Origin of the sequence: Deinococcus sp. (assembly GCF_025362455.1) — a bacterium.
Taxonomy (GTDB): Bacteria; Deinococcota; Deinococci; order Deinococcales; family Deinococcaceae; genus Deinococcus.
On record NZ_JANYGJ010000091.1, the window covers coordinates 1 to 25,906 of the forward strand.

28 protein-coding genes are annotated in these 25,906 nt (G+C 65.5%); 10 read left to right on the forward strand and 18 right to left on the reverse strand.

Going from position 1 to position 25,906, the window contains the following annotated elements:
* The coding region (locus Q0R23_RS06465) for a TRIC cation channel family protein (protein ID WP_293911579.1) at positions 1-402 on the forward strand (402 nt) is incomplete at its 5' end.
* Positions 403-677: 275 nt separating this feature from the next.
* Here the strand turns inward: Q0R23_RS06465 and Q0R23_RS06470 are convergent.
* Positions 678-1,871 (reverse strand): CofH family radical SAM protein, encoded by a 1,194-nt coding sequence (locus tag Q0R23_RS06470; protein ID WP_293911581.1) that lies wholly within the window; start codon positions 1,869-1,871, stop codon positions 678-680.
* A gap of 94 nt (positions 1,872-1,965) precedes the next feature.
* The gene (locus tag Q0R23_RS06475; RefSeq protein ID WP_293911583.1) at positions 1,966-2,961 is read right to left on the reverse strand and encodes a 2-dehydropantoate 2-reductase N-terminal domain-containing protein; all 996 of its coding nucleotides are present in this window, start codon (positions 2,959-2,961) and stop codon (positions 1,966-1,968) included.
* A gap of 171 nt (positions 2,962-3,132) precedes the next feature.
* On the opposite strand from Q0R23_RS06475, the gene Q0R23_RS06480 reads away from it, so the two are divergent.
* Together Q0R23_RS06480 and Q0R23_RS06485 are read left to right on the forward strand one after the other, a co-directional pair.
* A complete protein-coding gene (locus Q0R23_RS06480) occupies positions 3,133-3,753 on the forward strand; it encodes a TetR/AcrR family transcriptional regulator (RefSeq protein ID WP_293911584.1) in 621 nt (206 codons plus the stop codon).
* Positions 3,750-4,400: a hypothetical protein gene (locus Q0R23_RS06485; RefSeq protein ID WP_293911585.1), complete on the forward strand. Its 651-nt coding sequence runs from the start codon at positions 3,750-3,752 to the stop codon at positions 4,398-4,400. Before Q0R23_RS06480 ends, Q0R23_RS06485 begins: the two co-directional genes overlap by 4 nt.
* Before the next feature lie 6 nt (positions 4,401-4,406).
* Here Q0R23_RS06485 and Q0R23_RS06490 read toward each other — a convergent pair whose 3' ends face one another.
* Both Q0R23_RS06490 and Q0R23_RS06495 read right to left on the reverse strand, forming a co-directional pair.
* On the reverse strand, positions 4,407-4,979 hold the full coding sequence (locus tag Q0R23_RS06490) for a hypothetical protein (RefSeq protein ID WP_293911587.1): 573 nt from the start codon (positions 4,977-4,979) through the stop codon (positions 4,407-4,409).
* Positions 4,980-4,996: 17 nt separating this feature from the next.
* On the reverse strand, positions 4,997-5,626 hold the full coding sequence (locus Q0R23_RS06495) for a winged helix-turn-helix domain-containing protein (RefSeq protein ID WP_293911588.1): 630 nt from the start codon (positions 5,624-5,626) through the stop codon (positions 4,997-4,999).
* A gap of 73 nt (positions 5,627-5,699) precedes the next feature.
* Between Q0R23_RS06495 and Q0R23_RS06500 the strand changes: the two genes are divergently transcribed.
* From Q0R23_RS06500 to fumC, 3 genes are all read left to right on the forward strand, one after another.
* On the forward strand, positions 5,700-6,971 hold the full coding sequence (locus Q0R23_RS06500) for an MFS transporter (RefSeq protein ID WP_293911589.1): 1,272 nt from the start codon (positions 5,700-5,702) through the stop codon (positions 6,969-6,971).
* Positions 6,972-7,121: 150 nt separating this feature from the next.
* Entirely contained in the window at positions 7,122-7,571 is a 450-nt protein-coding gene (locus Q0R23_RS06505) for a CHRD domain-containing protein (protein WP_293911591.1), read from the forward strand.
* Between the two features lie 146 nt (positions 7,572-7,717).
* Positions 7,718-9,112: a class II fumarate hydratase gene (fumC, locus tag Q0R23_RS06510; protein WP_293911593.1), complete on the forward strand. Its 1,395-nt coding sequence runs from the start codon at positions 7,718-7,720 to the stop codon at positions 9,110-9,112.
* Between the two features lie 550 nt (positions 9,113-9,662).
* Here fumC and Q0R23_RS06515 read toward each other — a convergent pair.
* From Q0R23_RS06515 to Q0R23_RS06545, 7 genes are all read right to left on the reverse strand, one after another.
* Complete coding sequence (locus Q0R23_RS06515) at positions 9,663-10,124, reverse strand: single-stranded DNA-binding protein (RefSeq protein WP_293911595.1); 462 nt, start codon at positions 10,122-10,124, stop codon at positions 9,663-9,665.
* 108 nt (positions 10,125-10,232) lie between these two features.
* Positions 10,233-11,294 carry an LptA/OstA family protein gene (locus Q0R23_RS06520; RefSeq protein ID WP_293911597.1) on the reverse strand — a complete coding sequence of 354 codons (1,062 nt, stop codon included), beginning with the start codon at positions 11,292-11,294 and terminating at the stop codon, positions 10,233-10,235.
* Between the two features lie 18 nt (positions 11,295-11,312).
* The gene (locus tag Q0R23_RS06525) at positions 11,313-12,200 is read right to left on the reverse strand and encodes an LptA/OstA family protein (RefSeq protein ID WP_293911598.1); all 888 of its coding nucleotides are present in this window, start codon (positions 12,198-12,200) and stop codon (positions 11,313-11,315) included.
* A gap of 74 nt (positions 12,201-12,274) precedes the next feature.
* Entirely contained in the window at positions 12,275-12,874 is a 600-nt protein-coding gene (locus tag Q0R23_RS06530; RefSeq protein WP_293911599.1) for a hypothetical protein, read from the reverse strand.
* 199 nt (positions 12,875-13,073) lie between these two features.
* Positions 13,074-14,765: a DNA polymerase/3'-5' exonuclease PolX gene (locus tag Q0R23_RS06535; protein ID WP_293911600.1), complete on the reverse strand. Its 1,692-nt coding sequence runs from the start codon at positions 14,763-14,765 to the stop codon at positions 13,074-13,076.
* Positions 14,766-14,915: 150 nt separating this feature from the next.
* Complete coding sequence (locus tag Q0R23_RS06540) at positions 14,916-15,407, reverse strand: GNAT family N-acetyltransferase (RefSeq protein WP_293911601.1); 492 nt, start codon at positions 15,405-15,407, stop codon at positions 14,916-14,918.
* Between the two features lie 27 nt (positions 15,408-15,434).
* Entirely contained in the window at positions 15,435-15,638 is a 204-nt protein-coding gene (locus Q0R23_RS06545; RefSeq protein ID WP_293911602.1) for a hypothetical protein, read from the reverse strand.
* A 283-nt stretch (positions 15,639-15,921) separates the two neighbouring features.
* Between Q0R23_RS06545 and Q0R23_RS06550 the strand changes: the two genes are divergently transcribed.
* The 3 genes from Q0R23_RS06550 (at position 15,922) to Q0R23_RS06560 (ending at position 17,443) form a co-directional block, all read left to right on the forward strand.
* Entirely contained in the window at positions 15,922-16,791 is an 870-nt protein-coding gene (locus tag Q0R23_RS06550) for an acyltransferase (protein WP_293911603.1), read from the forward strand.
* A 12-nt stretch (positions 16,792-16,803) separates the two neighbouring features.
* On the forward strand, positions 16,804-17,085 hold the full coding sequence (locus tag Q0R23_RS06555; RefSeq protein WP_293911605.1) for a hypothetical protein: 282 nt from the start codon (positions 16,804-16,806) through the stop codon (positions 17,083-17,085).
* A gap of 64 nt (positions 17,086-17,149) precedes the next feature.
* The gene (locus Q0R23_RS06560; protein WP_293911607.1) at positions 17,150-17,443 is read left to right on the forward strand and encodes a helix-turn-helix domain-containing protein; all 294 of its coding nucleotides are present in this window, start codon (positions 17,150-17,152) and stop codon (positions 17,441-17,443) included.
* A 3-nt stretch (positions 17,444-17,446) separates the two neighbouring features.
* Here the strand turns inward: Q0R23_RS06560 and Q0R23_RS06565 are convergent, their stop codons facing one another.
* From Q0R23_RS06565 to Q0R23_RS06595, 7 genes are all read right to left on the reverse strand, one after another.
* A complete protein-coding gene (locus Q0R23_RS06565) occupies positions 17,447-17,719 on the reverse strand; it encodes a hypothetical protein (protein WP_293911608.1) in 273 nt (90 codons plus the stop codon).
* Complete coding sequence (locus Q0R23_RS06570; protein WP_293911609.1) at positions 17,716-18,465, reverse strand: sulfite exporter TauE/SafE family protein; 750 nt, start codon at positions 18,463-18,465, stop codon at positions 17,716-17,718. The genes Q0R23_RS06565 and Q0R23_RS06570 overlap by 4 nt, the downstream gene beginning before the upstream one ends.
* Positions 18,466-18,580: 115 nt before the next feature.
* Positions 18,581-19,885, reverse strand: coding sequence for a S41 family peptidase (locus Q0R23_RS06575; protein ID WP_293911611.1), 1,305 nt, complete (start codon positions 19,883-19,885; stop codon positions 18,581-18,583).
* A gap of 138 nt (positions 19,886-20,023) precedes the next feature.
* On the reverse strand, positions 20,024-20,848 hold the full coding sequence (locus Q0R23_RS06580; protein WP_293911613.1) for a bacteriorhodopsin: 825 nt from the start codon (positions 20,846-20,848) through the stop codon (positions 20,024-20,026).
* 17 nt (positions 20,849-20,865) lie between these two features.
* Complete coding sequence (locus tag Q0R23_RS06585) at positions 20,866-21,663, reverse strand: hypothetical protein (protein ID WP_293911614.1); 798 nt, start codon at positions 21,661-21,663, stop codon at positions 20,866-20,868.
* 306 nt (positions 21,664-21,969) lie between these two features.
* The gene (locus Q0R23_RS06590) at positions 21,970-23,238 is read right to left on the reverse strand and encodes a 23S rRNA (cytosine(2499)-C(5))-methyltransferase (RefSeq protein WP_293911615.1); all 1,269 of its coding nucleotides are present in this window, start codon (positions 23,236-23,238) and stop codon (positions 21,970-21,972) included.
* Entirely contained in the window at positions 23,235-23,996 is a 762-nt protein-coding gene (locus Q0R23_RS06595) for a fumarylacetoacetate hydrolase family protein (protein ID WP_293911616.1), read from the reverse strand. Before Q0R23_RS06595 ends, Q0R23_RS06590 begins: the two co-directional genes overlap by 4 nt.
* 395 nt (positions 23,997-24,391) lie before the next feature.
* Here Q0R23_RS06595 and Q0R23_RS06600 point away from each other — a divergent pair, with 395 nt between their 5' ends.
* Positions 24,392-25,858: an aminotransferase class III-fold pyridoxal phosphate-dependent enzyme gene (locus Q0R23_RS06600; protein ID WP_293911617.1), complete on the forward strand. Its 1,467-nt coding sequence runs from the start codon at positions 24,392-24,394 to the stop codon at positions 25,856-25,858.
* The last annotated feature ends 48 nt before the right edge of the window (positions 25,859-25,906 follow it).

Here is a 25,906-nt window from a genome sequence, read left to right on the forward strand (position 1 = left end):
GTGCTGGCCTTCGCCTTCGGGGAGCGCCTGGCCCGCTTCGAGAGAGCGCTGAGTTTCTTCGACACCATCGGCCTGGCCCTCTTTGCCGCCAGTGGAGCACTACTGGGCGTGGGCCTGGGCTTCGGCTTCCTGGGCGTGACCTTCGTGGGCATGCTCAGCGGCGTGGGCGGCGGCATCGTGCGCGATCTGCTGGCCGCCCAGGTGCCGGAGGTGATGTACCGCAACGACCAGCTCTACGCCACCGCCGCCGCGCTGGGCGCCGTCGCCGTGTACCTGATTCACCCCTATTTCGGTGAGCTGGAAACGCAACTGCTCGGTGCGGCGGTGGTCGTGCTGGTCCGCTGGGTCTCACGGCGCGGCTGGGTGAAGTTGCCGGTGAGAAGGCTGCCAGGAACGGAGTGATGTGGGATTGAAATGGGTTTAAGACATGCTCATGGCCGCTGATACGCCCCTCGCCCCAGCCCTCTTCCCTGGGGAGAGGGAGTCGTAGACCTGCCCAGCAGAGGGAGCCGCAGAGCGGCGGAAGGGTGAGGGGTCGTCTGGTGGGCTACCGAATTAGACCCTTCGCTATGCTCAGGGTGACATGAGGAGATGGTTGCTCACCCGCCCATTCCACCTGCAAAAATCAGGCGTCTGGTTCTCCCAGAGCGCCTTTATGGTTATGACTGAACTGACCCCTACGCTCCGGCGCCCACCGCCCGCTCCTCTTCCAGCTCGGCGCCCAGGCCCAGGCCCAGGACTTCATTTACGTCGGGGTAGCGCAGGATGTGAAAGTAGCTGTTGCGGATGGCGGGTTTGTATCCGGCGTCGTGAGCGATGCGGACCAGCTCGCGGATGGTGGCGCTGTGGCGCCCGCCGCCGCCCGCCGCCGAGACCACGTTCTCCTCCAGCATGGTGCTGCCCAGGTCGGACGCGCCGTAATAGAGGGCCGCCTGCGCCACCTTGAAGCCCTGCGCGGGCCACGACGCCTGGATGTTCGGCTGGTTATCGAGCGCGATACGGGCAATACTGAGCTGTTGCAGGTACTCGTGGGCGCTGGCACCGGGGGCCTTGCCCGCCAGACGGGTGTGCTCGGTCTGAAGGCTCCACATGGCGAAGCCTGCGAAACCGTGCCCGTAGTCGCGCAGGGCCTTGTCCTGCTGGTCGCGGATTTTGAGCAGGTGGCTGGCCCGCTGGGCATACGTCTCGCCGAAGCCGATGACCATGGTGCTGATGGTATACAGGCCCTTGCGCTGCGCGGCGTCGAGAATCCGGAACCAGTCGGCGCTGCGGATGCGGGCGGGCGCCGCCTTGGCCCGCACGTCGTCTTCCAGAATCTCGCCGCCCGCGCCGGGCAGGCCGTCCAGCCCCGCCGCGATCAGCGTGTCGAGCAAGGTGTCCAGATCGAGCCCGAACTGCTTTTCCATGAACAGCACTTCTTCGGGGCTGAACGCCTCAATGCGGATGCCCTTGTGGTGCGCCTTGACGTGCCGCAGCAGCCCGGTGTAATACTCCAGCGGCAGTTCGGGGTTCACGCCGCCCTGCATCAGAATGCGCGAGCCGCCCACCGCTTCCAGCTCAATAATTTTGGCCGAGACCTGCTCGTAATCGAGGGTGTAGCTGTCTTTCTGTCTCTTGGTGCGGTAGAAGGCGCAGAAGTTGCAGCCCACGTTGCAGACGTTGGTGTAGTTGATATTGCGGTCGATCAGGAACGTCACCGTGTCGGGATCGGAGCGCTTCAGGCGCAGGCTGTGGGCCACCGCCGCCACGTCGGGCAGGGGCAGATGATAGAGGGCGGTCACTTCGGCGTGGTTCAGGCGCTCCCCGCGCTCGGCCTTCGCTAACAAGCCAGGGGCGAGCAGGGCGGCGTCGTCTGGGGTCAGGCGCATCATTGGGGAAGTCTAGCACCGCCCAGGCGGCGAAAAGTCCCCGGTGAACGACGCAAAAAGGGCTCAGGCATTGTTCTGATTGGGGGGACTGGTCTGATTAAACACTGGTCAGGACCTGGGCTGAAGTCGGGGGAGTCGGCGTTTCCTCAAGCGAGGCGCTGAAGGCTTCCAGGCGGGGCACGGCCACACCGAGTCGCCGCGCCTCGCTGAGCACGTCAAGGGTCATGGGCCTGACTTCCTGCCGGAGAGCCTCGCCGGGCAGGGCCGCAGTCACCCGCCCAACTGGCTGGGAGAAGCGGAAGGCCAGCCTGAGCAGTAGCGACACCAGCCCCGGCGGCAACCTGAACGGCGCCACATCGGCGGCATGTAGCTTCAGATCGATGCCACGCGCGCTCAGGATGGGCAGCAGTTCCCGAACGTTCAGCACCGCCTGGCGCAGATGCGCGTCCGAACTCATCAGCTTGGCGAACGACCCCGCCTTGAGTGCTTGCGGCAGCAGCCCGGCATTGATCAGGAAATGCACCGACAGCCAGCCCCGGAAGTCGCGCTGTTCCTGAATGCCGAAGCCGCTGCCGCGAAACAGCTCGCGCACCGTCCGTCCCCGTGAGCTGTCCGCCCCGGCACCGAGATCACCGAATATCACGTTTTTCAGCAGACTGCCGCGCAGCACGCCCCCCGGCCCGAAGCCGCCGCCCGCCCTGGGAAAGCCCCACACCAGTTGGTCGGCGTTCAGGGCAGACGCCGCCGACTCCGGACCCACCCACAGGTTGTTGAACATCAGCACGGTGGCGCTGCCTACCCGTTCTGCCAGGAAGCTCATCACTTCCGCAAAGCGGTAATGCTGGACGCTCACCACGATCAGGTCGTAGGCGTGGTCGGCATTCAGGTCCTCGACCAGTGGGGTGCTCAGGGTTCCCATGACCCGCACACCCTGAAGCCTGGTCCGGGCGTCCAGCAGATCGAGCTGAACGGTGGGGCTGTACTGGGCGGCCCGGCCTGGCCGGACATAGTAATGGACGGTGTGACCTGCTTTCGCCAGCGCCCAGCCGTACAGCGTGCTGATGGCGCCGCGTCCGATCATCAAGATTTTCATGCTGCTCCGGTGTGCTCAGAGGGGTGGATGAGTACAGGTGTCAGGGCCGGACGCACGGCGCTGCTGGCGTCTTCGTTCACCTGTTGTGTCATCGTGCTATAACCGGAAAATGGCTCCAGATAAAGATACGGAGAATTATTCCGTTTGTCAATCAGGGCTCGGCGGTGCGAGATGAAGATCCTTCCGGTGGACCCGTCGCCAACGAAACCGTCGCCAACCAAATCATCTCCAGGCAAACCGCTACGGGCCGACGCGAGGCGCAACCGTGAGCGGCTGCTCGCCACGGCGCGGGAACTGTTTCTGGGCGGTAAGCTCGACTTTCCCCTGGAGGACATCGCCCGGCGCTCAGGCGTGGGTGTCGGGACGATCTACCGACATTTTGAAACCCGCGAGGCGCTGATCGAAGCGGTGTATCAGCAGGAAATTGGGACGCTTTGCGCCTGCGCCGACGAGCTGCTGGGTCGCCTGAGCGCCGATGACGCCCTGGCCGCCTTTCTGGGCCAGATGATCGACTACGCGGCCAATAACCGGGGGCTGGCCGCCGCCCTGTGCAGCATTCCGGACGCCCCGGCGTTCACGGCTGGCCCCCGCCTGCTGATGGAGGCCGTCTCGCGGCTGATGCGCCTGGCGGTGGCTGAGCGGCGCCTGCGGGCCGATGTCGAGCCGGGCACCGTGCTGACCGTGATCACTAGCTTGTGCCGGGTCAACGATGATCCCGGCTGGAAAGCCCAGGCGCACGCCGTGGTGGCCCTGCTGCTCGACGGCCTGCGCCTCGGCGTCGCCCGGCCATGACCGATCTGGACCGCGTTGATCTGGACCGTGCTGATTTAAACCATGCTGATCTGGACTGGCTGGCAAAGGTCAGCGCCGCCGATGTGGCCGCCACCGCCCGCACCCGGCGCGTGGTGGACACGCCCGCTTTCCGGCTGCTGCTCGATCCGCAAGACGACTTCGGCGGCGTCAACTGGGCCACGCCGCTGAACGCCGAGCCGAACGAAGTGGAGACAAAGGCTCTGCTGGATGCCTTCGCCGCCTACGCCCGCACGCCCCGCCTCGAATTTCTGGCCGACTGCTGGCCCGGCCTGAGTGAACGCCTCGAACGCGCCGGATTTTACTCCGAGGGCGAGCCGCAGGAGATCATGCTAGTCACGCCGGATGAGTTCAGGGCGGTGCCTTGTCCAGCGGTCAAGGTGCAGTTTCTCTCACCCGATGATCCAGACGAAACGGTGACGGCCTACCTCCAGACCCAGACGGCGGGTTTTGGCTACGGCGGCAGCGAGGCCAGGGCGGCTGAGCAGATTACGGGCTGGCGTGAGCAACTGCGGGCCGGGCGGTGGGCAGAAGCGTTACCAGCCTTGCTTGAGCTGCATTCCATTCAGCTCCCGTCACCGCCAACTCCTGCGTATGAAGAGCAGCGGGGTCCACCGGGCGCCGATTGAGGTGGGTCAGCCGCGTCCACACACCTGCGTCCACCCTCCCGCCCCCGGCGTCCCGCTGCGCGAGAGCAGCACGTCCACCTCGGCCAGCCCATTTGCGGCCAGCTCAACCGTGCGTTTGGTCAGCAGTTGCAGCCGTAGCGGCCCGAAGCTGCGTTCGGTGTTGAGGTCGCTGCCCGCGCCGGTTTTCACGCTCTCCTCGACCCAGCTTTTCAGGGCGCTCAGCCGCTCGGTGCCCATAGAAAAGCAGCTCCGCGCCGCCGTGACGCTCAGCCGGGCCATCAGTTTCCCGATAGTGGGAGCGCCGGTATCGAGCGCCTTGACATTGCCTGCAAAACTGAGGTGAACCTTGCTGGTGAGGGTATTCGCCGCCGCGCTGCCCAGCACCACGCTCCACTCGCCGCCGTAGGCATTCGGAGTCAGCAGGTAGCCGCGCTCGCCCTTCATCAGCCGGTCGGCGGGCAAGTCCTTGACGCCCTGAAACACCCCGCCCTCGTAGACCAGTTTCAGGTAATCATTGCCCGCCGCCTCGGCCTGCGCGGCGAGGAGCAGGGCCAGTCCGGGGGCGAGGAGTGGTTTCATGGGTGCAGTCTACGCGCTCACCCGATCTCGCCGCGCACCAGTTGAATGCCGAGGGTATACGGCTGCTCGCCGCGCTCCTCCAGGGCTGCGAATTCATCCAGAACGGCGATCAGTTTGTGCTTGAGGGCGGCGGCTTGCTCGCGGCTCAGACGTAGGGTGCCGAGATTGAGCAAGAACGGCTCGTCGCTGGCATACAGCTCCTGCGCTGCGCCGTCCGGGTCGCCCATTCGCAAGCTGCCGCTCTCGCCTTCCTGCTCCAGCCAGTAGCCCCAGGTGCCGAACGCGGCTTCCAGTTGCCGCACGCTCAGCCGGACGAGTTGATCCATTCTCGGCAGAATCTGGGCGCTCAGAAAGTCGTCGAGCGTGTCGTTGCCGGTCACCTCGAAGGGAATGAACCATCTGGGTGACACCCGGTAGCGCTTGACTGCTCGCCCGGCGCGGGGCGTCACCGAATCGAGCTGCGCTACATCGGCGGCCAGCAGCTTTCTCAGGAGGTAATGCACCCGCTGCGGGCTGAGTTTGAGGTGGTGGCCCAGTTCGGTGGCGCTGCGCGGCGCTTTCATCAGTTCCGAAAACAGCATCCTCAGTTCCACATCGAGCAGCAGTTCGGCCTGCTCGGCGGTGGCGGTGCGCGGCGCGTCGGACATGAGTAGAGCTTAGCGGCTGTCTACTTGAAAAAACGCCTGGCCGTTGGAGTTGAAGGGGGCGCAGGCTGAGCACATGACCCCGCCCACCCGACTTTGCAACCGCAGTTTCATCATCTGGCTGATCGCCTCCGGGCAGTCGCAGTTCGGCTCGGCGATGGGCGGGCTGGCGCTCAGTTTCCTGGTGCTGCACCAGACCGGACAGGCCGGGGCGATGGCCCTGACGCTGGCTTTTGCGCTGGGTCCAAACCTGCTGATGCCGCTGGCCGGGGCCTGGGTAGACCGGGTGCCCCTGAAGGTGCCGCTGATCGCCGCTGATCTGCTGCGCGGCGCACTGGTGCTGACGGTGGCCCTGATCGCCCTGCGGCTGGGCAACGTGCCGCTGTGGGTCATCAACGGGTCGGCCTTCCTGGGCGGTATGGCGGGCATCTTCGCGTCCCCCGCCAGCGGCGCGGCCTTCCCAGCGCTGGTGCCGGAATCCGAGCTGGCCCGCGCCAACGCCCTTCAGAGCAGTGTGCAGCAGGGCGCCGGACTCCTGGGCACCCTGCTCGGCGGCCTACTGGTCGCCCGCCTGGGACCGCCCACCGCGCTGCTGATCGACGGCCTGAGCTTTCTCGTGATGGCCGGGCTGCTGCCGCTGGTGAGATTGCCGGGCCGCCCACCCCTCAGTGACCTACCCCTCAGTGACCCACCCCTCAGTGGCCCGCGCCCCAGCCTGGTTGCCGACCTCGGCGCCGGGCTGCGGTTGATGGGCAAATCGAAGTTGCTGAGCTTCGCGCCGCCGCTGAGTCTGCTGCTCAACGGCGCCCTGGTGACGGTCACGGTGCTCACCCCCAAGCTGATGGACGAGCTCGGCGCCGGGCCGGGCGGCTACGGCCTGTTCACGGCACTGGAAGGCGTCGGGGCGCTCATCGGTGGAGCGGTGCTGGCCGGGCTGGGCAGCCGGGTTTCCCCGCGCCGGACAACGGCGGTGGGCCTGGTCCTGTGCGGCTCGCTGTATCTGGTGATGGCCCGCTTCACGACGTATCCGGCGCTCCTGGCCTGCTCGCTGGGGCTGGGACTGAGCTTCATGGTGCTCAACGCGCCGCTGGTCACGCTGGTGCAGCGCCTGGTACCCGCCGCCTTCCGGGGCCGGGTCTTCGCCGTGCTGGGCACCGCCTCCAGCCTGGGAATGCCGGTCACGCTGTTGTGCGTCTCACCGCTGCTCGACCGCTTTCCGGCGAGCGTGTTCTACGGCGCGGCGGGCCTGGCCATGCTGCTGGGCTGCCTGGGTTGGGTGCTGATCGTGCGCTCGGAGCGGGCCTTGCCGGATCTGTCCGGCGCTGCGGTGACCCTGGCCGCCGACTGAAGTAACTGGGGGGCCGCTTTCCCGGCGACCTGTACCTGAATGACCTGTACCTGAATGACCTGTACGCCAACGAACAGTAGCCAGCGATATGTGATGCGATGATCTTTATGAACACCACATATATTTATAAATACCGTAAAGGAGACTCATATGAAGACACTCGCCCTGTCCGCCCTGATCCTCGCCCTGACCCTGACAGCCTGCAACCCCGGCCCCAAGACCAGCACCTACGCCGCCACCCTCAGCCCGGCCAGCGAGGTGCCTGCTGTCACGGCCACCGCCACCGGCGACGCCACGCTGACCCTCAACGAGGACACCAAAACGGCCACCCTGAGCGGCTCGGTGTCGGGCCTCAGCGGTGATCTGATGATGGCCCATATTCACGGCCCAGCCGCTGTGGGCAGCAATGCCGGTGTTCTCTTCATGCTCGACCTCACCAATACCAGCGCCGCCAAGACCGCCACCATCAAGAACAAGGACGCCATCATCACCCTGACCGACGCCCAGATCACCGATCTGAAAGCCGGAAAATACTACGTCAACGTGCATACGGCGGCGAACGCTGGCGGCGAGGCACGCGGGCAACTCCTGCTCAAGTAGGCCCCAACACCAGCAGGTCCGGCCACCAGCAAGTCCGGCCAGCAGCGAGTCCGGCCAGCGCCGAAACCCCCTCAGACCATCGAGGGGGTTTGCGCTGCCCCGTTTCTCCGCCCCGCGACCCCCCCCCGCTCCCCTAAACTTGACCCATGACCATCACCCGCACCGAATCCGACAGCATGGGCACGCTCGAAGTGGACGCCAGCCGCTACTGGGGCGCCCAGACCGAGCGCAGCATTCACAACTTCCCGATTGGCCGCGACACCTTCGTGATGGGCCGCCCGATTGTCCGGGCACTCGGCATTTTGAAAAAAGGCGCCGCCCAGGCCAACGCCGAACTCGGCGAACTGCCCCGTGATATTGCCGACCTGATCGTGCGGGCCGCCGATGAAGTCATTGCCGGTACGCTCGACGATCATTTTCCGCTGGTGGTGTTCCAGACCGGCTCCGGCACCCAGAGCAACATGAATGCCAACGAAGTGATCAGTAACCGCGCCATAGAACTCGCGGGCGGCGCGATGGGGTCCAAACAGCCGGTTCACCCCAACGATCACGTCAACCGGGGCCAGAGCAGCAACGACACCTTTCCCACCGCCATGCACATCGCCGTGGTGCTGGAGCTCAGTGAACGGCTCTACGGCAGCGTCGGCAAGCTGCGTAACACGCTGCACGCCAAGGCCGAAGCCTTCTCCGGCATCGTCAAGGTGGGCCGCACCCACTTGCAGGACGCCACGCCGATCACGCTCGGACAGGAAATCGGCGGTTGGGTCGCGCAGCTCGATTTTGCCCTGGGGGAAGTCCGGCACACCGAGAAAGGTCTGTACGACCTGGCGATTGGCGGCACCGCCGTCGGCACCGGCCTGAATGCGCATCCGAAATTCGGTGACCTGGCCGCGCAGAAATACGCGCTGGAAACCGGCTACCCCTTTCGCAGCGCCGAGAACAAGTTCGCCGCCCTGAGCGCCCACGACGCGCTGGTGCAGGTCTCCGCCGCGCTGCGCACGCTGTCGGGCGCCCTGATGAAGATGGCCAACGACGTGCGCTGGCTGGCCTCCGGGCCGCGCAACGGCATCGGCGAGATCGTGATTCCGGAAAACGAGCCGGGCAGCAGCATCATGCCCGGCAAGGTCAACCCGACCCAATCCGAGGCGCTGACGATGGTGGCCACCCGCGTCTTCGGCAACGACGCCACGGTGGCTTACGCCGGGTCGCAGGGCAACTTCCAGCTCAACGTCTTCAAGCCGGTGATGGTCCACGCCGTGCTGGAGAGCATCCGGCTCATTTCTGACGCTTGCCTGGCCTTCAACGACCACTGCGCCGTGGGCATCGAGCCTAACCTGGAGCGTATCGAGCACAATCTGAGCGTGAATCTGATGCAGGTCACGGCACTCAACAAGCACATCGGCTACGACAAAGCCGCCGCGATTGCCAAGAAGGCGCATAGGGAAGGGCTGAGTTTGAAGGAAGCGGCGCTCGGTCTAGGCTTTGTGACCGAGGACGAATTCGCCGCCTGGGTCGTGCCGCTGGAGATGACGCGGAGCTGAGGGGCTTTGACCGATCATACGAAATCAGGTAAACTTTAGAGACATCCCCTCCCTCATTTCGGTAGCGGAGCGCGAGGCCGCCGAAAGGTGGCTTCTGCTTTTCGTACGGCATTAAGACGACTCGTGAATATTCAAAAGTGACCGTGTTGACCCCTCTCCTGCGGAGCTGTACCAGTCGCCCCTTGCGGGAGAGTCGAAGACCTGAGGAGTGGCGCCCTCATGGGGAGGAATGGCACCCTCATGGGTGTCGGCTCATGACGACAGTCCGTTCACGACGAGTGCTTGCAGAGGGGAGCTGCGCAGCAGCGGGGTGAGGGGGCGTCCGGGCAGCGTTCCCGCCCAATAAATTGGACTCTTTTTAATCCCGTATTCGAGCCCTCAAGTCACACTCTGGGCTTTTATCTGAAGCTTTCGCCAAAGCAGGACTGTCATCCTGAACGTAGTGAAGAATCTTGCCGTCAAACTACGAGATCCTTCGCTTCACTCAGGATGACAACTGTTTTAAATTGAATAACGTCGATCAACTATAAAAAATTCAGAGCGACTTCGCCTACCCCGACTGACCGGCCATCTTCGCCGGGTCCACGTAGGCGTCGAGCACCTTGCCGCCGCCCCGGAAGGCGATCAGGGTGACGTACTGGACGCCGCCTTCCTCGCCTTCCTTGAGGTGGGGCAGATCGGTGGGCCGCGCACCCCGCGAGTACTTGACGATCTTGGGCAGCTTGATCTTCTTGGTGTCCACCTCGTCGAGTTCGCGGCGCTTGTAGCTCTGGCCCCGGTACATCACGCAAGCTTCGCCCTCGGCGTTGGTGTAAGGCCGGGCACCGATCAGGTTCCAGTCGAAGATGTCGGCCATCGCCAGCGGCAACGACACGCCGCCCGCAGGCAACTCGCCGCTGCTCCAGCCGGACTTGCCGTACTTGCGCAACGCCGGAAAAATCTCGCGCTCTTCCTGCACGTCTACCGTGATGCTCGTCCCCAGCGGCCCGACCAGGTGAATCTGAATGCTCATGCTGTAACTCCTTCAGGGCCGCTCAGCGACTCGCCCTTACGCAAATAACATAACAGATTTGCGCCACGCTGCCTATCCCCCGGTGGGGTTAGCAGCCAGATGGGACTGTCAGCAGCCGGACGAGTTAGACGAACTGCCGCTACTTGAGCTGGACGTGGCTTCGTCGCCGTCACTGAAGGAGCCTGTGATGGTGCCTGTGATGGCTCCGGATTCGTCTTTCGACGCGATTACGTCAACGTTATTGGTGTCGAGGTAATACCGGATGACGGCAGCGCACAAAATATCTTTCCCCTTGACCGACTGGGCCGGTTTGCCAGGGCTGCCGCGCAGGATCGCCACGTTCTTGGCGTCGTCGTAGTCCACCCGCTCGGCTTTGCTGGTGCGCTCCCCGCTGGTCAGCACCACTTCGCCTGCCAGCGTGGTCGTTTCATTGTCAACGTTGACCTCGATGCGCTGGCTGGTGCCGCTCAGACGGTCCGCGTCGGTCTCGCCTTCCGGGGCGGGGCGCTCGAAAGTGATCGGGCCGTCGATGCGGGCGATGCCGTCCTTCTCGTCATAAATCAGCTTCTGGCCCCTCAGGTTGGTCTTGCCCTGGGTCACGAAGACGGTGTTGGGCGAGGTGGTGGGCGTGGCCTCGACGGCGCAGCGGCTGAGGCGGTCCGTTTTGCCTTCCGGCGCGGCGTCGAGAAAGCGGGCGGTTCCGGCGCTGACCTCGATGTGACCGTCACCGCCGCCTTCGCCTTCTTTCTGGTCCTCCTTTTGCCCCTGCTTGGTGATGATCGCCAGCGGCGCCCGGATCACGTTTTTGTCCACCGTGACCTGCACGCCACCGACAGAGGAATCGCTGTAGACCACCACACTGGGCGATCCTGCGGGCTCATCGTCCTGGGGCGTACAGGTCACGGCGATCCCGGCCTCGTCACTGCCGGTTTTCAGAATGCGAATGGTGCGGACCTTACCGTCGTCGCCCTTTCGTTCAAGCTGAATTTTAGGCTGATCGTCTGAAGCCGGGGCGCTCTCGGCGGGCGCTGGTGCGGGGGACACGGCGGGCACCGCAGGCGCACTCGTCGCTGGTGGCGCCGCCGGAGGTGCGGGCGTGGCCACCGCCCCCTGACCGTAGACGGCGGAGGTCGTCAGCAGGAGGCTGAGCCAGAGCAGCGCGCGTTTCATCTCTCGCCTCGCCGGGTCCTACTTCTCGCCGGTCAATTTGAAATTCTGAGTGGGGATCTGGTAGGTGCCGGAAAATTGACTGACCCGCGCCAGGTCGGTGCGTTGCAGTAGCACGCGGGCGCTGACCTGCTGGCCACCTTTGGAATCGACGCTTTTGGCGTTGCCGACCACGTAGGCGGTGTTTTTGATGTCGTCGTAGTACACCGCGTCGCCGGTCGTGACGATGGTGCCCTGGGTCAACCTGACCTTGCCACTGACGTACAGCAGCTTGCCCTTGGTCACCACGCGGGCTTCGGTGCCGGTAATCACCAGCTCTTTTTGCTTGGCGCTGGCGGCGCGGCTCATGCTGGGGTTGCCTGTCATCACGCCGACTTCCCTGTCCTCGTCGAAGACCAGCTTGTCGGCCTTGCCGGTCTGGGTGCCGCTGGCGAGCTGCACGCTGCCGGTGGAGGTGCTCTGGTTGTTGTCGATGTCCAGGCTCATCTGCGCGGCCCTGATGTTCACCGGGTCGCCCTTGTCCTTGTCGGGCACGAACACGGCGCTGGGCGTGCCGGTCATGACGCCCTGGCCGGTGACCTCGCTGTAGGCCAGTTGGTCGCCCTTGGCCTGCAACCTGCCGCGCACCACGCTGATGCCGCCGCTGAATATAGCCGTGCGCTTGCCGATAGAACCGTCGAGGGTGCCGCCCGCTGGGGCACTCAGTACCGCTTTGGGCGCCGTAATGTTGACGTTGTTGACGCTGGCTTTAATGGCCGCGCCGTTCAGGCCAGTGTAATCGACCGGACCATTCCGTAAGTTACCCTGCACGTTGGCGTCGGTGGCGAACTTGAGCACGCGGTCTACCGGCGCAGCAGCGAGGGCGGTGGCGAGGGCCAGCATGGGCAGTAAGATCAGGGAACGTTTCATAAAACTCCTTCTCGTTTGGTGGGCTTTATTTGGTGAACCGAGGTGCTCGGCGAAAGGTGGCTCAGCATGGTCGATCAGCGCGGTCGAATAGTGCCGCCCACGCAGATGAGGGGTGAGACGGTGTGTTGCTCGTAGTTCTTTACCTGCACGGCCTGAAACTTGGTGAAATCGAAGTTGGCACTGATATCGCGGAAATCACCCTTTTTGCTCGGTGTGCTGATGCTGCCGCGCGGCGCCGTGTACCCGCCCTGCTGGTTGATGAACACCTGCTGGTCGCCCAGCGCCGAGAGGGTGAAGGTGCTGCAATCGGCAATGGTGTATAGCTCGGCCTGCTGGGCACGCAGGTTGTCCTGCCCGTCGATAACCAGGTTGCTGGCTTTGATGCGCATGTCTTCGTGCAGGGGACCGGCGCTGCCGTCCTTGCCCCTGGTCTGCACCCAGCGCGCACCCTGACCGAGCTGATCGAGGGCCGTTTCACCTTTTTCGGGGTCCACGTCGATTTTGGCTGCCGAAAAGCGCCACTCGGCGTCGGCGTCCTGAGCTGGATAAAGCTGGAGCCTGACGTTCTGCAAGGTCACGCCGGAGCTTCGCACACTGGGCGCAGCGGGCAGCAGCGCGAAGACCAGCCCGAAGACCAGCATCCCCAGCAGCGCGAGCACGCTAAGGCGCAGCATGGGCGCTCCGGGTACTCGGCACGGCTCTTGGCGACCACGGCTTTTGGCAACGTGGCTCTCGGTGGGCGGAAGGTTCAGGCACGCAGGCATGATAGCCACCTGCCCTCATGAGAGTGCTTAGGGTTGGCTGACGCACTGCCGTGCAGATGAGGGGGGTGCGTCAGGAAGCCGGTCTCGTTTTAGGGCGCCTGGCGCTCATTCAGTGTCTCCGGCCCTCTCGCTGCGCCGATACGAACTCCAGAAACCCGCTCTGGCTCAGGCTGTTGACCACATCGCCGGGCCGCAGTCCGGCTTTGCGGGCCATCATCACGCCGTAGCGCGTCTGGCCCAGGCCCTGGGTGGAGTGGGCGTCGGTGTTGACGGCAAATTTCACTCGGCCACGCCAGGCCAGCGCCAGCCGCCAATCGAGGTCCAGGCGGTAGGGGCTGGCGTTGATCTCCACCACCGTGTTGTTGGCCGCGCAGGCGCCCAGTACGGCGTTCATGTCCACGGCGTAAGCGGGGCGGCGCAGCAGCAGCCTGCCGGTGGGGTGGCCCAGAATGGTAATCAGCGGGTGGCTGGCGGCGCGGATCAGGCGCTGGGTCTGCGCTCCTTCGCTCAGCGTGAACTGGCTGTGGACCGAGGCCACCACGTAATCGAGTTCGCAGAGCACATCATCTTCAAAGTCGAGCGAACCGTCTTCGAGAATGTCCACCTCGCTGCCCGCGATGATCGCCACGCCCGCCCGCTGCAACTCGCGCACCTCCCGGATCTGTTCGCGCAACCGCTCTGGGCTCAGGCCACCCGCATAAAAGGCGCTGCGGGAGTGGTCGGCGCTGCCCAGGTAGCCGCCCAGGGCGCGGGCCGCCTCGGCCATCGCCTTCAAACTGGCGCTGCCGTCGCTCCAGGTGGAATGGGTGTGGATCAGACCCACGATATCCTCGGCGCTGACCAGTTCGGCGGGCGGCGGCAGGCTGGTCCAGACCTCCTCGTGTTCGATTTCGCGGTACTCGGCGGGGCGGTGGGGCAATTCCAATACGCGCAGCACGTCGGCTTCTTCGGGGGTGTTCAGCACCTTACCGCCGCGCTTCAGGCCGTGCCCGGTCAGGTCCAGGCCGAGATCGGTGGCCCGCGCTCTGAGCGACTCGCGGTAAGGGCCTGCGCCGCCCATCATCAGATCGAGCGCCCCACGCGCCTGCGCGGCGGCGAACGGCAACTCGATCGGCACGCCCTCATACTCGCCGGTCAGCAGCGGGCGGTGTTCGGGCTGGCTCAGGCTCAGCTCCGGCAGCGCGGCCCGGAGCTGCTCCGGCGTGGCTGTGACGCTGACCCGCACGCTGCGGGTCGTCTCCAGGCCCCGGCGCACTTCCCCGCTCAGGCGCGGCGCGAGGGCACTCAGCCTTTCGAGCAGCGTCCCGGCCACGTTCATAGCGATGTCGAGGCGCTGGCGGGTCTGGGCTTCGAGCGCGAAGTCGACGGCGGCGCCCAGCGTGAGGACCGTTTTGGCCCCGAAGCCCTTCATGGCGGCGACCCGGCCATCCGCAAAACCTTCCCGCAGCGCTTCCAGCGAGTCGAAGCCCGCCTCCCACAGCAGCTTCACCTTCTTCGGCCCCAGCCCACGCACCCGCAGCAGGTCCACGACGCCCGGCGGCACCTGGGCGGCGGCTTCGTCGAGCGGCCCGAAGCGCCCGGTCTGCGCGGCCTCGCTGAGTGCCCCGGCCAGCGCGGCGCCGACTCTGGGCACGCCCCTGAAGTTGGTCGCCACCGCCGCGTCCCAGTCGGTCAGCGCCTCCAGGCTGCGCGCCGCCGAGCGGTACGCCTGTGCCCGGAAGGTTTCGGCGCCCAGCACCTCCAGCAGATCGGCGGTGGTTTCCAGCGCGGCGGCGGCGTCTTTGAGCGAGAAAGGGGACATGGAGTCAGGCTAGCAGGGGCGGGGTGGAGAGTGGGAGGGGCGGATGGTTCGCGGGGCGCAGACGCCTTGGCACAGCGCTGAAGCCCAAAAAAGCAACGTCACCGCCCCAGGCCCGTTCAAACCAGACAACGCAACCTCACCGCCCACAGCTCACCCCCGGCGCAGCGCCTTGCTCATCGAGAGGGCGACCTCGGTGTACCCGGCCTGGGCGTATAGTTTCCGCGCACGGGCGTTGGTCGCAAACACATGCAGTTGCATCTGCCCCAGCCCCTGTTCCCGCGCCCAGCGCTCGGCTTCGGCAAGCAGGAGCTGGCCCAGCCCGTAGCCCTCCGCCCAGGTGTCCAGCGCCAGGTCAGCCAGGTAGGCATACGGCTTGCCAAAGAGGGGCCGCTCGGTGTCGAGCCGCAGGAATCCGGCGCGGCGCACAGGCCCTCCCTCCTCCTCGACCCAGGCGATCAGCAGGGCGCTGTCAGACTGCGGCGCGGCCAGCGCGGCCATCAGGTTCTGGGCGGCGCCCGCCAGCACGGCGCCCTCATCCTGCCCGGTGGGGAGCCCGAAGCCGACGAAGCGGGGCAGCAGCGACTGCAAGAACCCCAGGTCGTCCCTGGTGGCGGGCCGGAGAATCAGGGCGGCGTCGGGCATGGGGGAATGATAGCGGGGAGGGGGTCACTATCCACCTCGGAGCGCCTCCAGCGACGCCCGCAGCCTGCGAAACTGCTCCAGGCTCAGGCCCAGCGCGGCGGCCTGGGCGGCTTCGCGCTCCTCGCCAGGGGCGCCGGGCAGGTCGCGGTGCATCTGCTCGAACTGGCGGTGATGCTCGGTGTCACTGTCGTTGATCGGCGCAGCGTCCAGCCCCGGAATGCTGATTCTCATGCCTGAGTGTATCCGCCTGATGGGGGGAGTACATCCGCCAAACCGCTCAGCAGGACGGCGAAAACATCAGTGCGTGTTCAATAGTTGATAACCATTGTAAACAGGACTTCGTGTCAGCCTGACGCCGCGCTGCTACACTCGCGCATGTGAGACGGATTCCCAAAAATTCCGTGCCGCTTCGGAATTTTTTCGAGCGGACGCGAGCAGGAAAAGCATCTGGTCTTCGGGAAGTGGAGCGCTGCCGGGTGCTGTTCCCGGCGGTGCGTAACTGGACGGCGACCAGATGACCTGGCTCAAACCTCTCGTTCTGGCGCCCGAAGCGCAATCCGCTTACGCGGCGTATTTTGCCGACCTCGACGCCAGACTCAGCGACCTGGCAACGCCCCGCCCGGAGCTGGTGCGCGAGTTGCTGGCCCAGGCGATGTATGGCCGCAGCTACAGCGCTCTGAACGCTGAGGCGCCGATGGCGGCCCTCAACCTCGATTCGCGCAACATCACCTTCGAGGCCGAGTACTACATGGCGACCGACGACGCGCAGTTTCAGCGGGTCAAGCCGCTGCTGTGGCTGTGGAAGAGCATCGACCTGACGCCGCTGGGCCAGAATCCGGAATTCGGCATCCCGCTGCGGCGCGTGCTGGCGCGTCACATCTTCAAGCGGGTGGGGCACAATTTCAAGTGCTGGCAGAACGTCGAGTTCTCGGTGGGCTACAACATGGAGGTCGGCGACGATGTGGTGGTCCACAGGGGCGTGCTGCTCGACGATATTGGCGGCATAGAACTGCATGACGGCGCCAGCGTCTCGGATTATGTCAACATCTACAGCCACACCCACTCCGTCTTGGATGGCCCCGACGTGACGCTGCGCAAAACCATCATCGGACGCGGCGCCCGGCTCACCTACCACTCCACGGTTCTGGCGGGCAGCATCGTCAGCGACGACGCCCTGCTGGCGACCCACGCCCTGCTCAGGGGCGACATCGAGCCGCACGGCATCGCGATGGGCCTGCCCGCCCGCACCACCCGGATTAAGCTCCGGGACGGCGAGTGGCACTACGGCGTGGACGCCCGCACCGCCGAGCACGACGCGGGCCGCAAAGCCAACCCGCACTTCCCAGAGCCGACGCCGAATCAGACGAAGAAGAGTGGGGAGTAGGGAGTAGCCGATATGCATTTTGTCGCTGGATCATGTCTTATTTGTGATGATGGGTTATTAGGATTTCGTAAATCGAATGGGCTTATTTTTCTCCTTTGCGACGAATGCGGCAGTGTATTTTTAGACCCAAGTAAAGTTGTCAGAGAAGAGGCCATATTTCCGTCTTTTAAGAATGGCTGGCTCATTCCTAATACGGAAGCATCCATAGCAGGCGAGAAATCGGAGTGGGCAACCAAAGACGACGTTGACGATATGGAATGGCTGCCATTTTTGATGCTTGAAATAAACGATTGAGAAGGTGTGGTATAGAATGTGAATCCTGCGGTCTTCTCACCAGACTAAAGCAACTGGAGAACGAATGAACACAACATCCACCCGCAAGCGTGTCGACAGCAGCTTCGACGATTTCCTGGCCGAAGAGGGCAGGCTGGCCGAAACGGAGGCGGTGGCCCTCAAGCGGGTCATCGCTTTCCAGATCGCGGAGGAACTGACGCGCTCCGGCCTCTCGAAGACTGAACTGGCCGCCCGGATGGACACCAGCCGCTCGGCGGTGGACCGTCTGCTCGACCCGGAAAATCACGCCGTGACCCTCCGCACCCTGGAACGGGCCGCCCAGGTGCTCGGCAAGCGCCTCAGACTCGAACTGGTCTGAACCTCACTTCACCAGTTCCCTTCCCCCCAGCACCAGCGCCAGCCCGGCGAGCGCCAGCAGCGCGGCCACGCTCAGGCGGCGGTCCGACTTCCAGTTGGCAGCGGCCACGTACAGCGCCCCCAGCACCGGCACCAGCATCATCCAGTACACGGCGTAGCGGTCCAGTTGCGGCCAGACCAGGCCCACCGCCAGCGCGGCCAGTGCCACAAAGTAGCCGCCGCCAAACAGCCAGTTCGGCAGCCCGGCGCCCTCGCCCGCCGGGTTGTTATCGCTCATGCCCAATACTTCCAGAGCATCTGCCCGGCGGTCAGAATCAGCAATAAGCTGAACAACAGCTTCAGGTTTCCGGCGCTGATGCGGGCCGCCAGACTGGTGCCCGCCCGCGCCCCGACCAGAATGCCGAGGCCCACCGCCGCCGCCAGCCGGAAATCGAGCAGACCGCCCGCGCTGTAGATCAGGGCGTTGCCTACCGCCGTCAGGCCCATGATGAAGGTGCTGGTGGCAATCGCCTCGCGGATCGGCACGCCCGCCAGCAGGTTCATGACCGGCACCTGGATCGTGCCGCCGCCGATGCCCAGCAGCCCGCTCATGACACCCGCAAAGCCCATCGCGGGCGGCACCAATCTACTCGGCTCGCGCTCCTGTTCGGCCCGGCGCAGGCCGCGCAGCAGGTTGTAGGCGCTGTAGAGCAGCAGCGCCGCGAACACGGTGGCCACCACTCTGGCGGGCAGAATCAGGCCCAGATAACTGCCCAGCGCCCCGCCGATGATGGTGTACGGCGAGAGCAGGTAGCCGGTCCGCGCCCGCACCAGGCCGCGCCGCAGATACCCCGCCGTCCCCGCCAGCCCCACCGCCAGCACCCCGATCTGGCTGATAGCGACGGCCTGCGTGATGCTGATGGGATGCCCGAACAGCGGCAGCACGGCTTGCAGCGCGGGCACCACCACCACGCCCCCGCCCAGGCCCAGAATTGCCCCCAGGACGCCCGCCAGGAGTCCGATGCCGATGACGGCGAAGATCAAGGCCGAGGGCTCAGTTTAGTTCGGTGCAGGTCAGTTCGGTGCAGTTTAGTTCGGTGCAGGTCGGTCCGGCCCACTCCAAATCGGCTCACTTCAGCCCGGTTCACTTCAGCTCGGCTCACTTTTCCGTCCCGCTCTGGCCGGAGTTGGCGGCGGGTGCGCTCAGCAGCTTCAGCGCGGCGTCCAGGGTGTTGTCGGTGCTGGTGGTGCTCAGGGCGGCCAGGTCGGTGGGGGCACTCAGGTCCGGCTCGATGTGGTCCGGTAGGGCGTCGCCGTTCTCGTCGAAGGCCCGCAGCATGGTCAGGCTGAGCACGCCCTGGTCGGGCAGCGGAAAGAAGCTCACGCCGCTGTTGCCCACGCCCTTGGTGGGGCTGCCCACCACCTTGACGCCGGTCTTGTGCGCAAAAAAAGCGAAGACCTCGGCGCACGAGGCGGTGTTCTCGCCGACCAGCACCGCCGCCGGGCCGTTCCAGACAGCGCTGTTGCGGTCGATCCGGGCGCTCAGGGCCGGAACCTGTTCACCGCTCAGGCCGCCGTAAGTCCAGCTCCCGCCCTGAAACCGCGCCTGATAGATCACCGGGCGAAAGATGCTGGCCGCCGCCACGCACTGATCGAGCCGCCCACCGCCGTTGAAGCGCAGGTCGATGACCAGTTCGCGGGCGCCGCCCTGTTGCGCCTCGGCCACCTTGCCCAGAAACAGCCGGGCGCTGTCGCCGGGCAGGAAGGTCGGTAGGGTAATCAGCGCCGTGCCGGGGCGCGGGTAGCTCAGGGTGGGCACGTCGCGGGCCTTGGCCAGCTCCGGCGTGAGCTGGAAACTCAGCACGGTGGTTTGCCCGGCCCGCTGCAACAGCAAGCTCAGCGGCGTGCTGGCGCGTTCCAATCGCACGAAGGCCAGCGAATCAATAGACTTGTCTTTACCGGCAGGCTTGCCGTTCACCGTCACGATCAGGTCATAGACCCTGAGGCCCACCCGTTCGGCGGGGCTGTCCGGCTGCACCCCGACCACCAGCAGGCCGCCGGGCTGCTTGATGACCCGTAGGCCACTGCGCGGCACACTCAGGTCGTTCTGGACTTCGTTCAGGCGGGTGGCGGCCTCGGCGTCGCGCACGCTGGTATGGGCGTCGTGCAGCTCAAGCAGCATCTCGCTCGCCACCGCCCGGCCCGTGTCGAAGCTGCACGCCTCACCCGCGCCCTCACATCTGGTCGTCAGCACGGCTGTGTATTTCTCGACCAGGGCACTCCGGTCGGTTTGCGACCAGCCGTAGTAGTCGCGTTTCAGGTCGCTGCCGACCAGGCCGAAGAGGTCGCTGGCCGGGCTGGCGTGGGCCGCGCCGAGCAGGCTCAGGCCGGTGAGGATCATCAGGCGACAAATCAGGCGACGAGTCAGGCGACAAATCAGGCGACGGGGCCGCGAAGTGGACATGCCTCAGCCTAGCGCGGGGCAGTTGCAGGCAAGTGTGAGGGCCTGGCGACGCAGGAAAAAGGGGGTGTTTCGTCCTGGCCGAAGCGGACGAAACGGCCCCCCAATGTGAAGCTCACCCTGCTGTGAGGCGACCGGAAATCAGTATTGGGCGTAGGCCGAGGCGCCGCTTTGCTCTGCTCCTTGTTTCGCCTCGGTGACCTTGGCGCGGTGAGCCTGGAGTTCGTTGGTCTTCTGCTGCACCACGAAGTACAGCATGAAGGCAAACAGGCCCTTGGCCACGACGTCCGCCAGGCTGTAGGCGACCTGCACGAAGCCCGCGAGGTTGCCGAGCTGAACGCCCAGCAGAGGGACGAAGAACATGACCGGGTAAAAGCTCCACGACGAAAACAGCACCAGGCGGGTGCGCACGAACAGGGTGCGGACCCGCGTCGACTCCAGGCGCAGGACGCTGCCGACTTCCAGCCACATCACCGCGATCATGTACGCCAGGGGCGCCAGGGAGAGCAGGCCCCAGGCCAGCCGGAGCCCCGAATCGCTCTGCATCTCGCCGGTAAATCCCAGCATCAGCATCAGGACCGACGCCCCGGCGACGCGGGCGACGAGGCTGGTCAGTTTGCTTTTGCCCACGTCGAGCGTGAGCAGCGTGGCGCTGAGCATCAACGGCACCGTCAGCAGCCAGTCGGAATAGCGCAGCGACTCGCTAAACGGCGCACCGCTGGGCGCAAACTGCCCGTTGACAAAGGCGAAAGCCCGCTCCCAGACGCCGTGCAGCAGTATGTAGTAGGCGCCTGCGATCAGCACCACCAGGTTCATCAGGGTCATCGGCCAGCGGTAGGCGGCGTCGATGGTGGGGCGCAGCAGCCACAGCAGCGCCCCCACCAGCAGCATCGCCCCCGCCGTGAAGCTCAGGGCCACCAGGCCGAGGTGGTACTGGGCGAGATCGGGCACGAGGTACTCAGTCATATAAAACTCCTTTGTGCTTAGCCCGAACCGCGCACTCGGCGCAGTTCGGTGTTCAGGAAGAGGCGCAGGCGCTCAGGGTCTTGTTCGGGTCCGTACAGTTCATGCATCCGCAGCAAAAAGCGCTCGGAGCGCTCTCCCAGTTCGGCGCTCACCTCACGCTCGAAGCGCTTCCACACCTCGGCGTGGCTGGTCTGCCGGGCGCTCGCCACCCCGAAGCCCATCAGCGTGCGCCGCAAAACCTGGGGGTCGAGGCTGCGCAGCGGCTCCAGGGCGTTGTCTGGCCGTGACAGGATGGTGACCCGCCCGGTGCTGGCCAGCGCCGCTTGGAGCAGGCCGCCCTGCACCAGATGAATGTCGATCCGGGGACGGTCCTCGATCAAGACGACGCCGCTGAACCTTGAGGCGACCAAGGCGCGCTGCAAGGAGAGCAGCTCCGACAGGGCGGATACGGGCAAGACGAAGCGGCGCACCGTTCCGCTCAGAGCGGCGAAGAGCAGCTCCGCCTCGTCGGGCGGCAGCAATCTGAGCGAAGCCGTGCACTGCGGCGCCAGCCTGACCAGGGTCGTCAGGGCCGCTTCAGGCTCGGCCTCGCCGTAGGAGGCGTAGACCGCCATTCCGCCCTGGAGCACGATCTGGCCGACGTCGCCTCCGGGCAGGGTGAGCTGCACCAGCACGTCCTGTCTCTCCGTCAGGGACCAACTGATCTCGACGGTCGACAGCGGCCTGGTGTGCTCGTGGCCGAGGCTGAGAAGGTACAGGACGTAGGACACCAGCGTCGAGCGAACGTCAGGCGGCGAGCCTGGACGCGAAACCATAAGACCTCCGTTGACGGCAGGCCAGCACTGCACGCTGGCCTCGTTGACAGAGCGTAGGGAAAGAGGGCTTTCTCTGGCCTTACACCATCAGATTTCCCCTCAGACCACCGGCTCAGCGGCGAGTATGCTTTATGTCACACGGCCAACAGATACAGCGCGTCCAGAATTATGGGGAGTATGGTGGACCGGCCCGATCAGCGGGTGGGGGGGTTGTACCCGGCGTCCCCAGCAATCCCTGCGACATCACAGCCTTTCGCCTTTCCCACGCGCCACAAGCCACGCGCCACAAGCCAGGCGCCAGCCTACTCACTCCACCATCAGATAGATCGCCTTCAGGTACTCGGCCTCGGTGAACGTCGCGTGGTGATCCGGCGCGTGGCGGGTGGTGCGCAGCTCCTTCCAGCTCCGCTTGCTGCGGCGGGCCACCATTCGCACGGCCTCGAAGAAGTCCTCGGCGCTGACGTGGGCCGAGCACGAGGCGGCCATCAGCACGCCGCCGGGGCGCAGCTTGCGGATGGCCTGCTCGCTCAGGCGGCTGTAGGCCCGGAGCGCACCCTCGCGCTCGGTCTCGCGGCGGGCCAGCGAGGGCGGGTCGAGCACGATGAAATCAAAGGGTTCGCCGCCCGCCTCCGAGAGCCAGTCGAACACGTCGGCCTGGACCGGGCGGTGAAAGCAGCGGGCCACACCGACCAGCGCGTGGTTCAGCGCGAAGTTGCGCTCACTGCTGTCCAGCGCGTGCCTGCTGATGTCCACGCTGATGACCTCCGCCGCGCCGGAGCGGGCCGAGGCCACCGAGAAGCCCCCAGAGAATGAAAAGGCATTCAGCACCCGCCGCCCGTCGCCCTGCGAGACCAGCTTCTCGACCATGCTGCCCACGATCCGGCGGTTCTCGCGCTGGTCCAAGAAAAAACCGGTCTTCTGGCCGCGAACTACGTCCGCCTCGAAGCTCAGGCCGTACTCCTGAAAGATGACCGGGCCGTCCGGCTCGTCGCCCACCAGGGTCTGACCGTCGGTAAAGCCCCGCTGGGCGGCCCACTCCTGAATGTTGCGACTCAGGCGCAGCACCACCCGGAAGGCGGGAAAGCGGGCGACCAGCAGCCCCAGCACCAGTTCCAGATGAGCGAACCAGGCCGCCGAATACACCTTGAGGACCAGCGTGCTGGCGTAGCGGTCCAGAATCAGGCCCGGCCAGCCGTCGCTCTCGCCGTTGATTAACCGGTAGCCGTCGGTGTTCTCGCCGAACAGGGCGGCCCGGCGCTGCAAGGCGCTCTCCAGGTGGCGGCCCCACCACACCAGGTCGAGGTTCAGCGGCGCCCCGGCGTGCAGCACCCGCAGCCGGATCACGGACTGCGGATCGTAGAGCCCGGCGGCCAGAAAGCGGTCCTGGCGGTCATAGACGACGGCCAGCTCGCCCGGTTCGCCCTCGCGGTTCTGTTCGCGCACGCTCGACTCGTAGACCCAGGGGTGCCCGCGCCGGATATGGCCCTCGGCGGCGGGGGACAGGCGTAGTCTCAGGCGCGGCAGTTTGGGTGCGGAAGCGACTGGTGCGCTGCTGTTGTCATCAGGGCCGGTCATACGATGGTGGTGCTCAGGATATCCAGCCCATCGATTTCGACTTCTATGCGGTCGCCCCTCTGGAGTGGCCCCACGCCCGACGGCGTGCCGGTCAGCACCACGTCGCCGCGCTCCAGGGTCACATAGCGGGTCACGTAGGTCAGAATCTGGGTCACGTCGAAGATCATCGAGCTGGTGCGGGCGTCCTGCCGAGTTTCACCGCCCACGCGGGTTTGCAGCCGCACGTCCGTCGGGTCGAACTGCGTCACCAGACTCGGCCCCAGCGGGCAAAAGCCGTCCGCCGACTTGGCCCGGAACCATTGCAGATCACTTTGCTGCTTGTCGCGGGCGCTCAGGTCGATGGCGCAGGTATACCCCAGTACGGCGGCGCTCACCTCCACCGGGCTCAGGTTACGGGCCGTCTGGGCGATGACCAGCGCGAGCTCACCCTCGAAATGGAGGTTGTCGGTCCAGTCGGGGTAGGCCACGCTGCCGCCGCTGGGGCTCAGGGTATTGGCGCCTTTCAGGAACAGGCCAGGCTCGCGCGGCAGCGCCTCGCCGTGGCCCATCTCCCTGATGTGCCCCAAGTAATTGCGGCCCACACACACAATCTTGCCATGCGTCGCCGGAGCCAGTAGGCGCACGCTGCCTAGCGCTACCGTTTCGCTGCTGAGTTCGCCGCCCATGCCCGCTGTGACGTGAATGCGCTCGCCCTCCAGGCGGCCCCAGCGTGCGCCCTGATTGCCCAGAACGAGACTTTCAAAGCGAATCAGTTTCATGGGGAAGAGTGTAACGCGCTTGGCGCGGCGTGTGGCCCGTGGCATGTGGGGAGGTGGGGAGTGGGGAGTGGGGAGTGGGGAGTGGGAACAGATGAGGGCATGAGGGTTGCTCACTTACCCCCCTGCCAGCACTCGTCGTGAACGGACTGTCGTCATGAACGGAGCGGCCAGGCCCGATAGGTGCCGTTCTGGACAAGAACGCGCCTGGGCACGCCACTCCTCCCCATGAGGACGCCTGCCCGCTGGGGGGTGGGGGAGCCGACGCATTCGCAACGAGCCGATGCCCAACAACGCAACCCAACCGCCCACCCGCCCATCCAGCCCAGAAAGCCAACCGCCCACTTTCGCCTCCCAGCACACAAGCCGCATTCCGTAACCGCATTACAATAATTTGCATGATCTCTGCCCCTACCCCCCGCCTCACCGCTGTGCCCACTGCTGGCGGCTTCATCCGCGCCGACGACGTGCTGTCGGGCAAATTGTCGGCCTCGCAGGCCACCGAGCTGGAAAAGCAGTACGGCAACGGTAAACTGATCCGGCTGCTGGAGGTGGTCGGCGCTGGCGGCCCCTTCAAGGTGCTCAGCCCCTGGACGCTCGAAGACCCCGAAGGTCGCCAGATCATCAACGCTTCGGGCTACGCGGCGCTGCCCTTCGGCGACAATCCATCCGAACTCAACGCCTTCGTCCGGCAGATGCTGGAGCAGACCGACCAGGTGATGTTCGCCCAGCAGTCGGTCAGCCCCTGGCGGGCGGCGCTGGAAGCCAATCTGGTGCGGCTGCTGGCCCGTGAGAGCGGTGAGCACCACGACTCGCGGGTGTTTTTCTCGAACTCCGGCGCCGAGGCCATCGAGGCGGCCATCAAGTTCGCGGCGGCGGCGCGGCCCGGTGCCAAATACCTGATCAACTTCACCCGCGCCTACCACGGTAAAACGCTCGGCTCGCTGGCCCTGACGCCCAATCCCAGCCTCCAGGGGCCGTTCAAGAACATCCTGAATCCGGCGGTGATTACCCTGCCCTACGGCGACGAGGCCGATCTGGAACGGGCCATCAAACGGGTCGGCCACGAGGTCATCGCCGTGGTGCTGGAGCCGATTCTGGGCGAGGCCGGAGTCCGGTTGCCGCCGCCTGGATTTCTCAAGCGGGTCGGTGAACTGTGCCGCCCCAAGGGCATCCTGGTGATCGCCGACGAGATTCAGACCGGGCTGGGCCGCGCCGGGCACTGGTTCGAGAGTGTCTCGCAGGGGCTGATGCCCGACATCATCACGCTGGCCAAACCGCTGGGCGGCGGCATGGTGCCGGTGGGCGCCACCATCGTCCGGCACGAGATCTATAAATCACTGCTGGGCAGCATCGAAACGGTCAAGCGGCACTCCAGCACCTTCGGCGGCAATTTGCTGGCGATGGCGGTGGGCCTCAAAAGTCTGGAGATGCTGCTCGACAATGACTACCCGGCCCGTTCGCTGAGGCTGGGCGAGATCGGCCTGGAGAGGCTCAGGGCCACCCAGCGCCGCACGCCCCATCTGATCGAGGAGGTGCGCGGCGCGGGGATGCTGTTCGCCATGAATTTTCACCCGCTGGCCAAACTGCCCGGCGGCCTCCAGGCCAACCTGATCTCGGAGGCCACCGGCATGCTGGCGCTGCGGACCTTTTACCGGGGCGGCGTGCTGCTCAACTTCTCGCTCAACGCCGCGCGCACCATGCGCCTGACGCCCGCCATGAACATGCCCGAAGAGCTGTTTCACGAGATGTTCGCCCGCGTGAATACCGCCGCCGAGGAGAACAAGGCCAGCTTCAAGATGGTCCAGAACTACGGGGGCGGCGACCTGGCCACGCTGCTCAAAGCGGCGTTTTTAGAGAAATAATCTGGAGAAAGAGTCTGGAGAGGTGGGATGGACAGGTGAGCCTCGCTC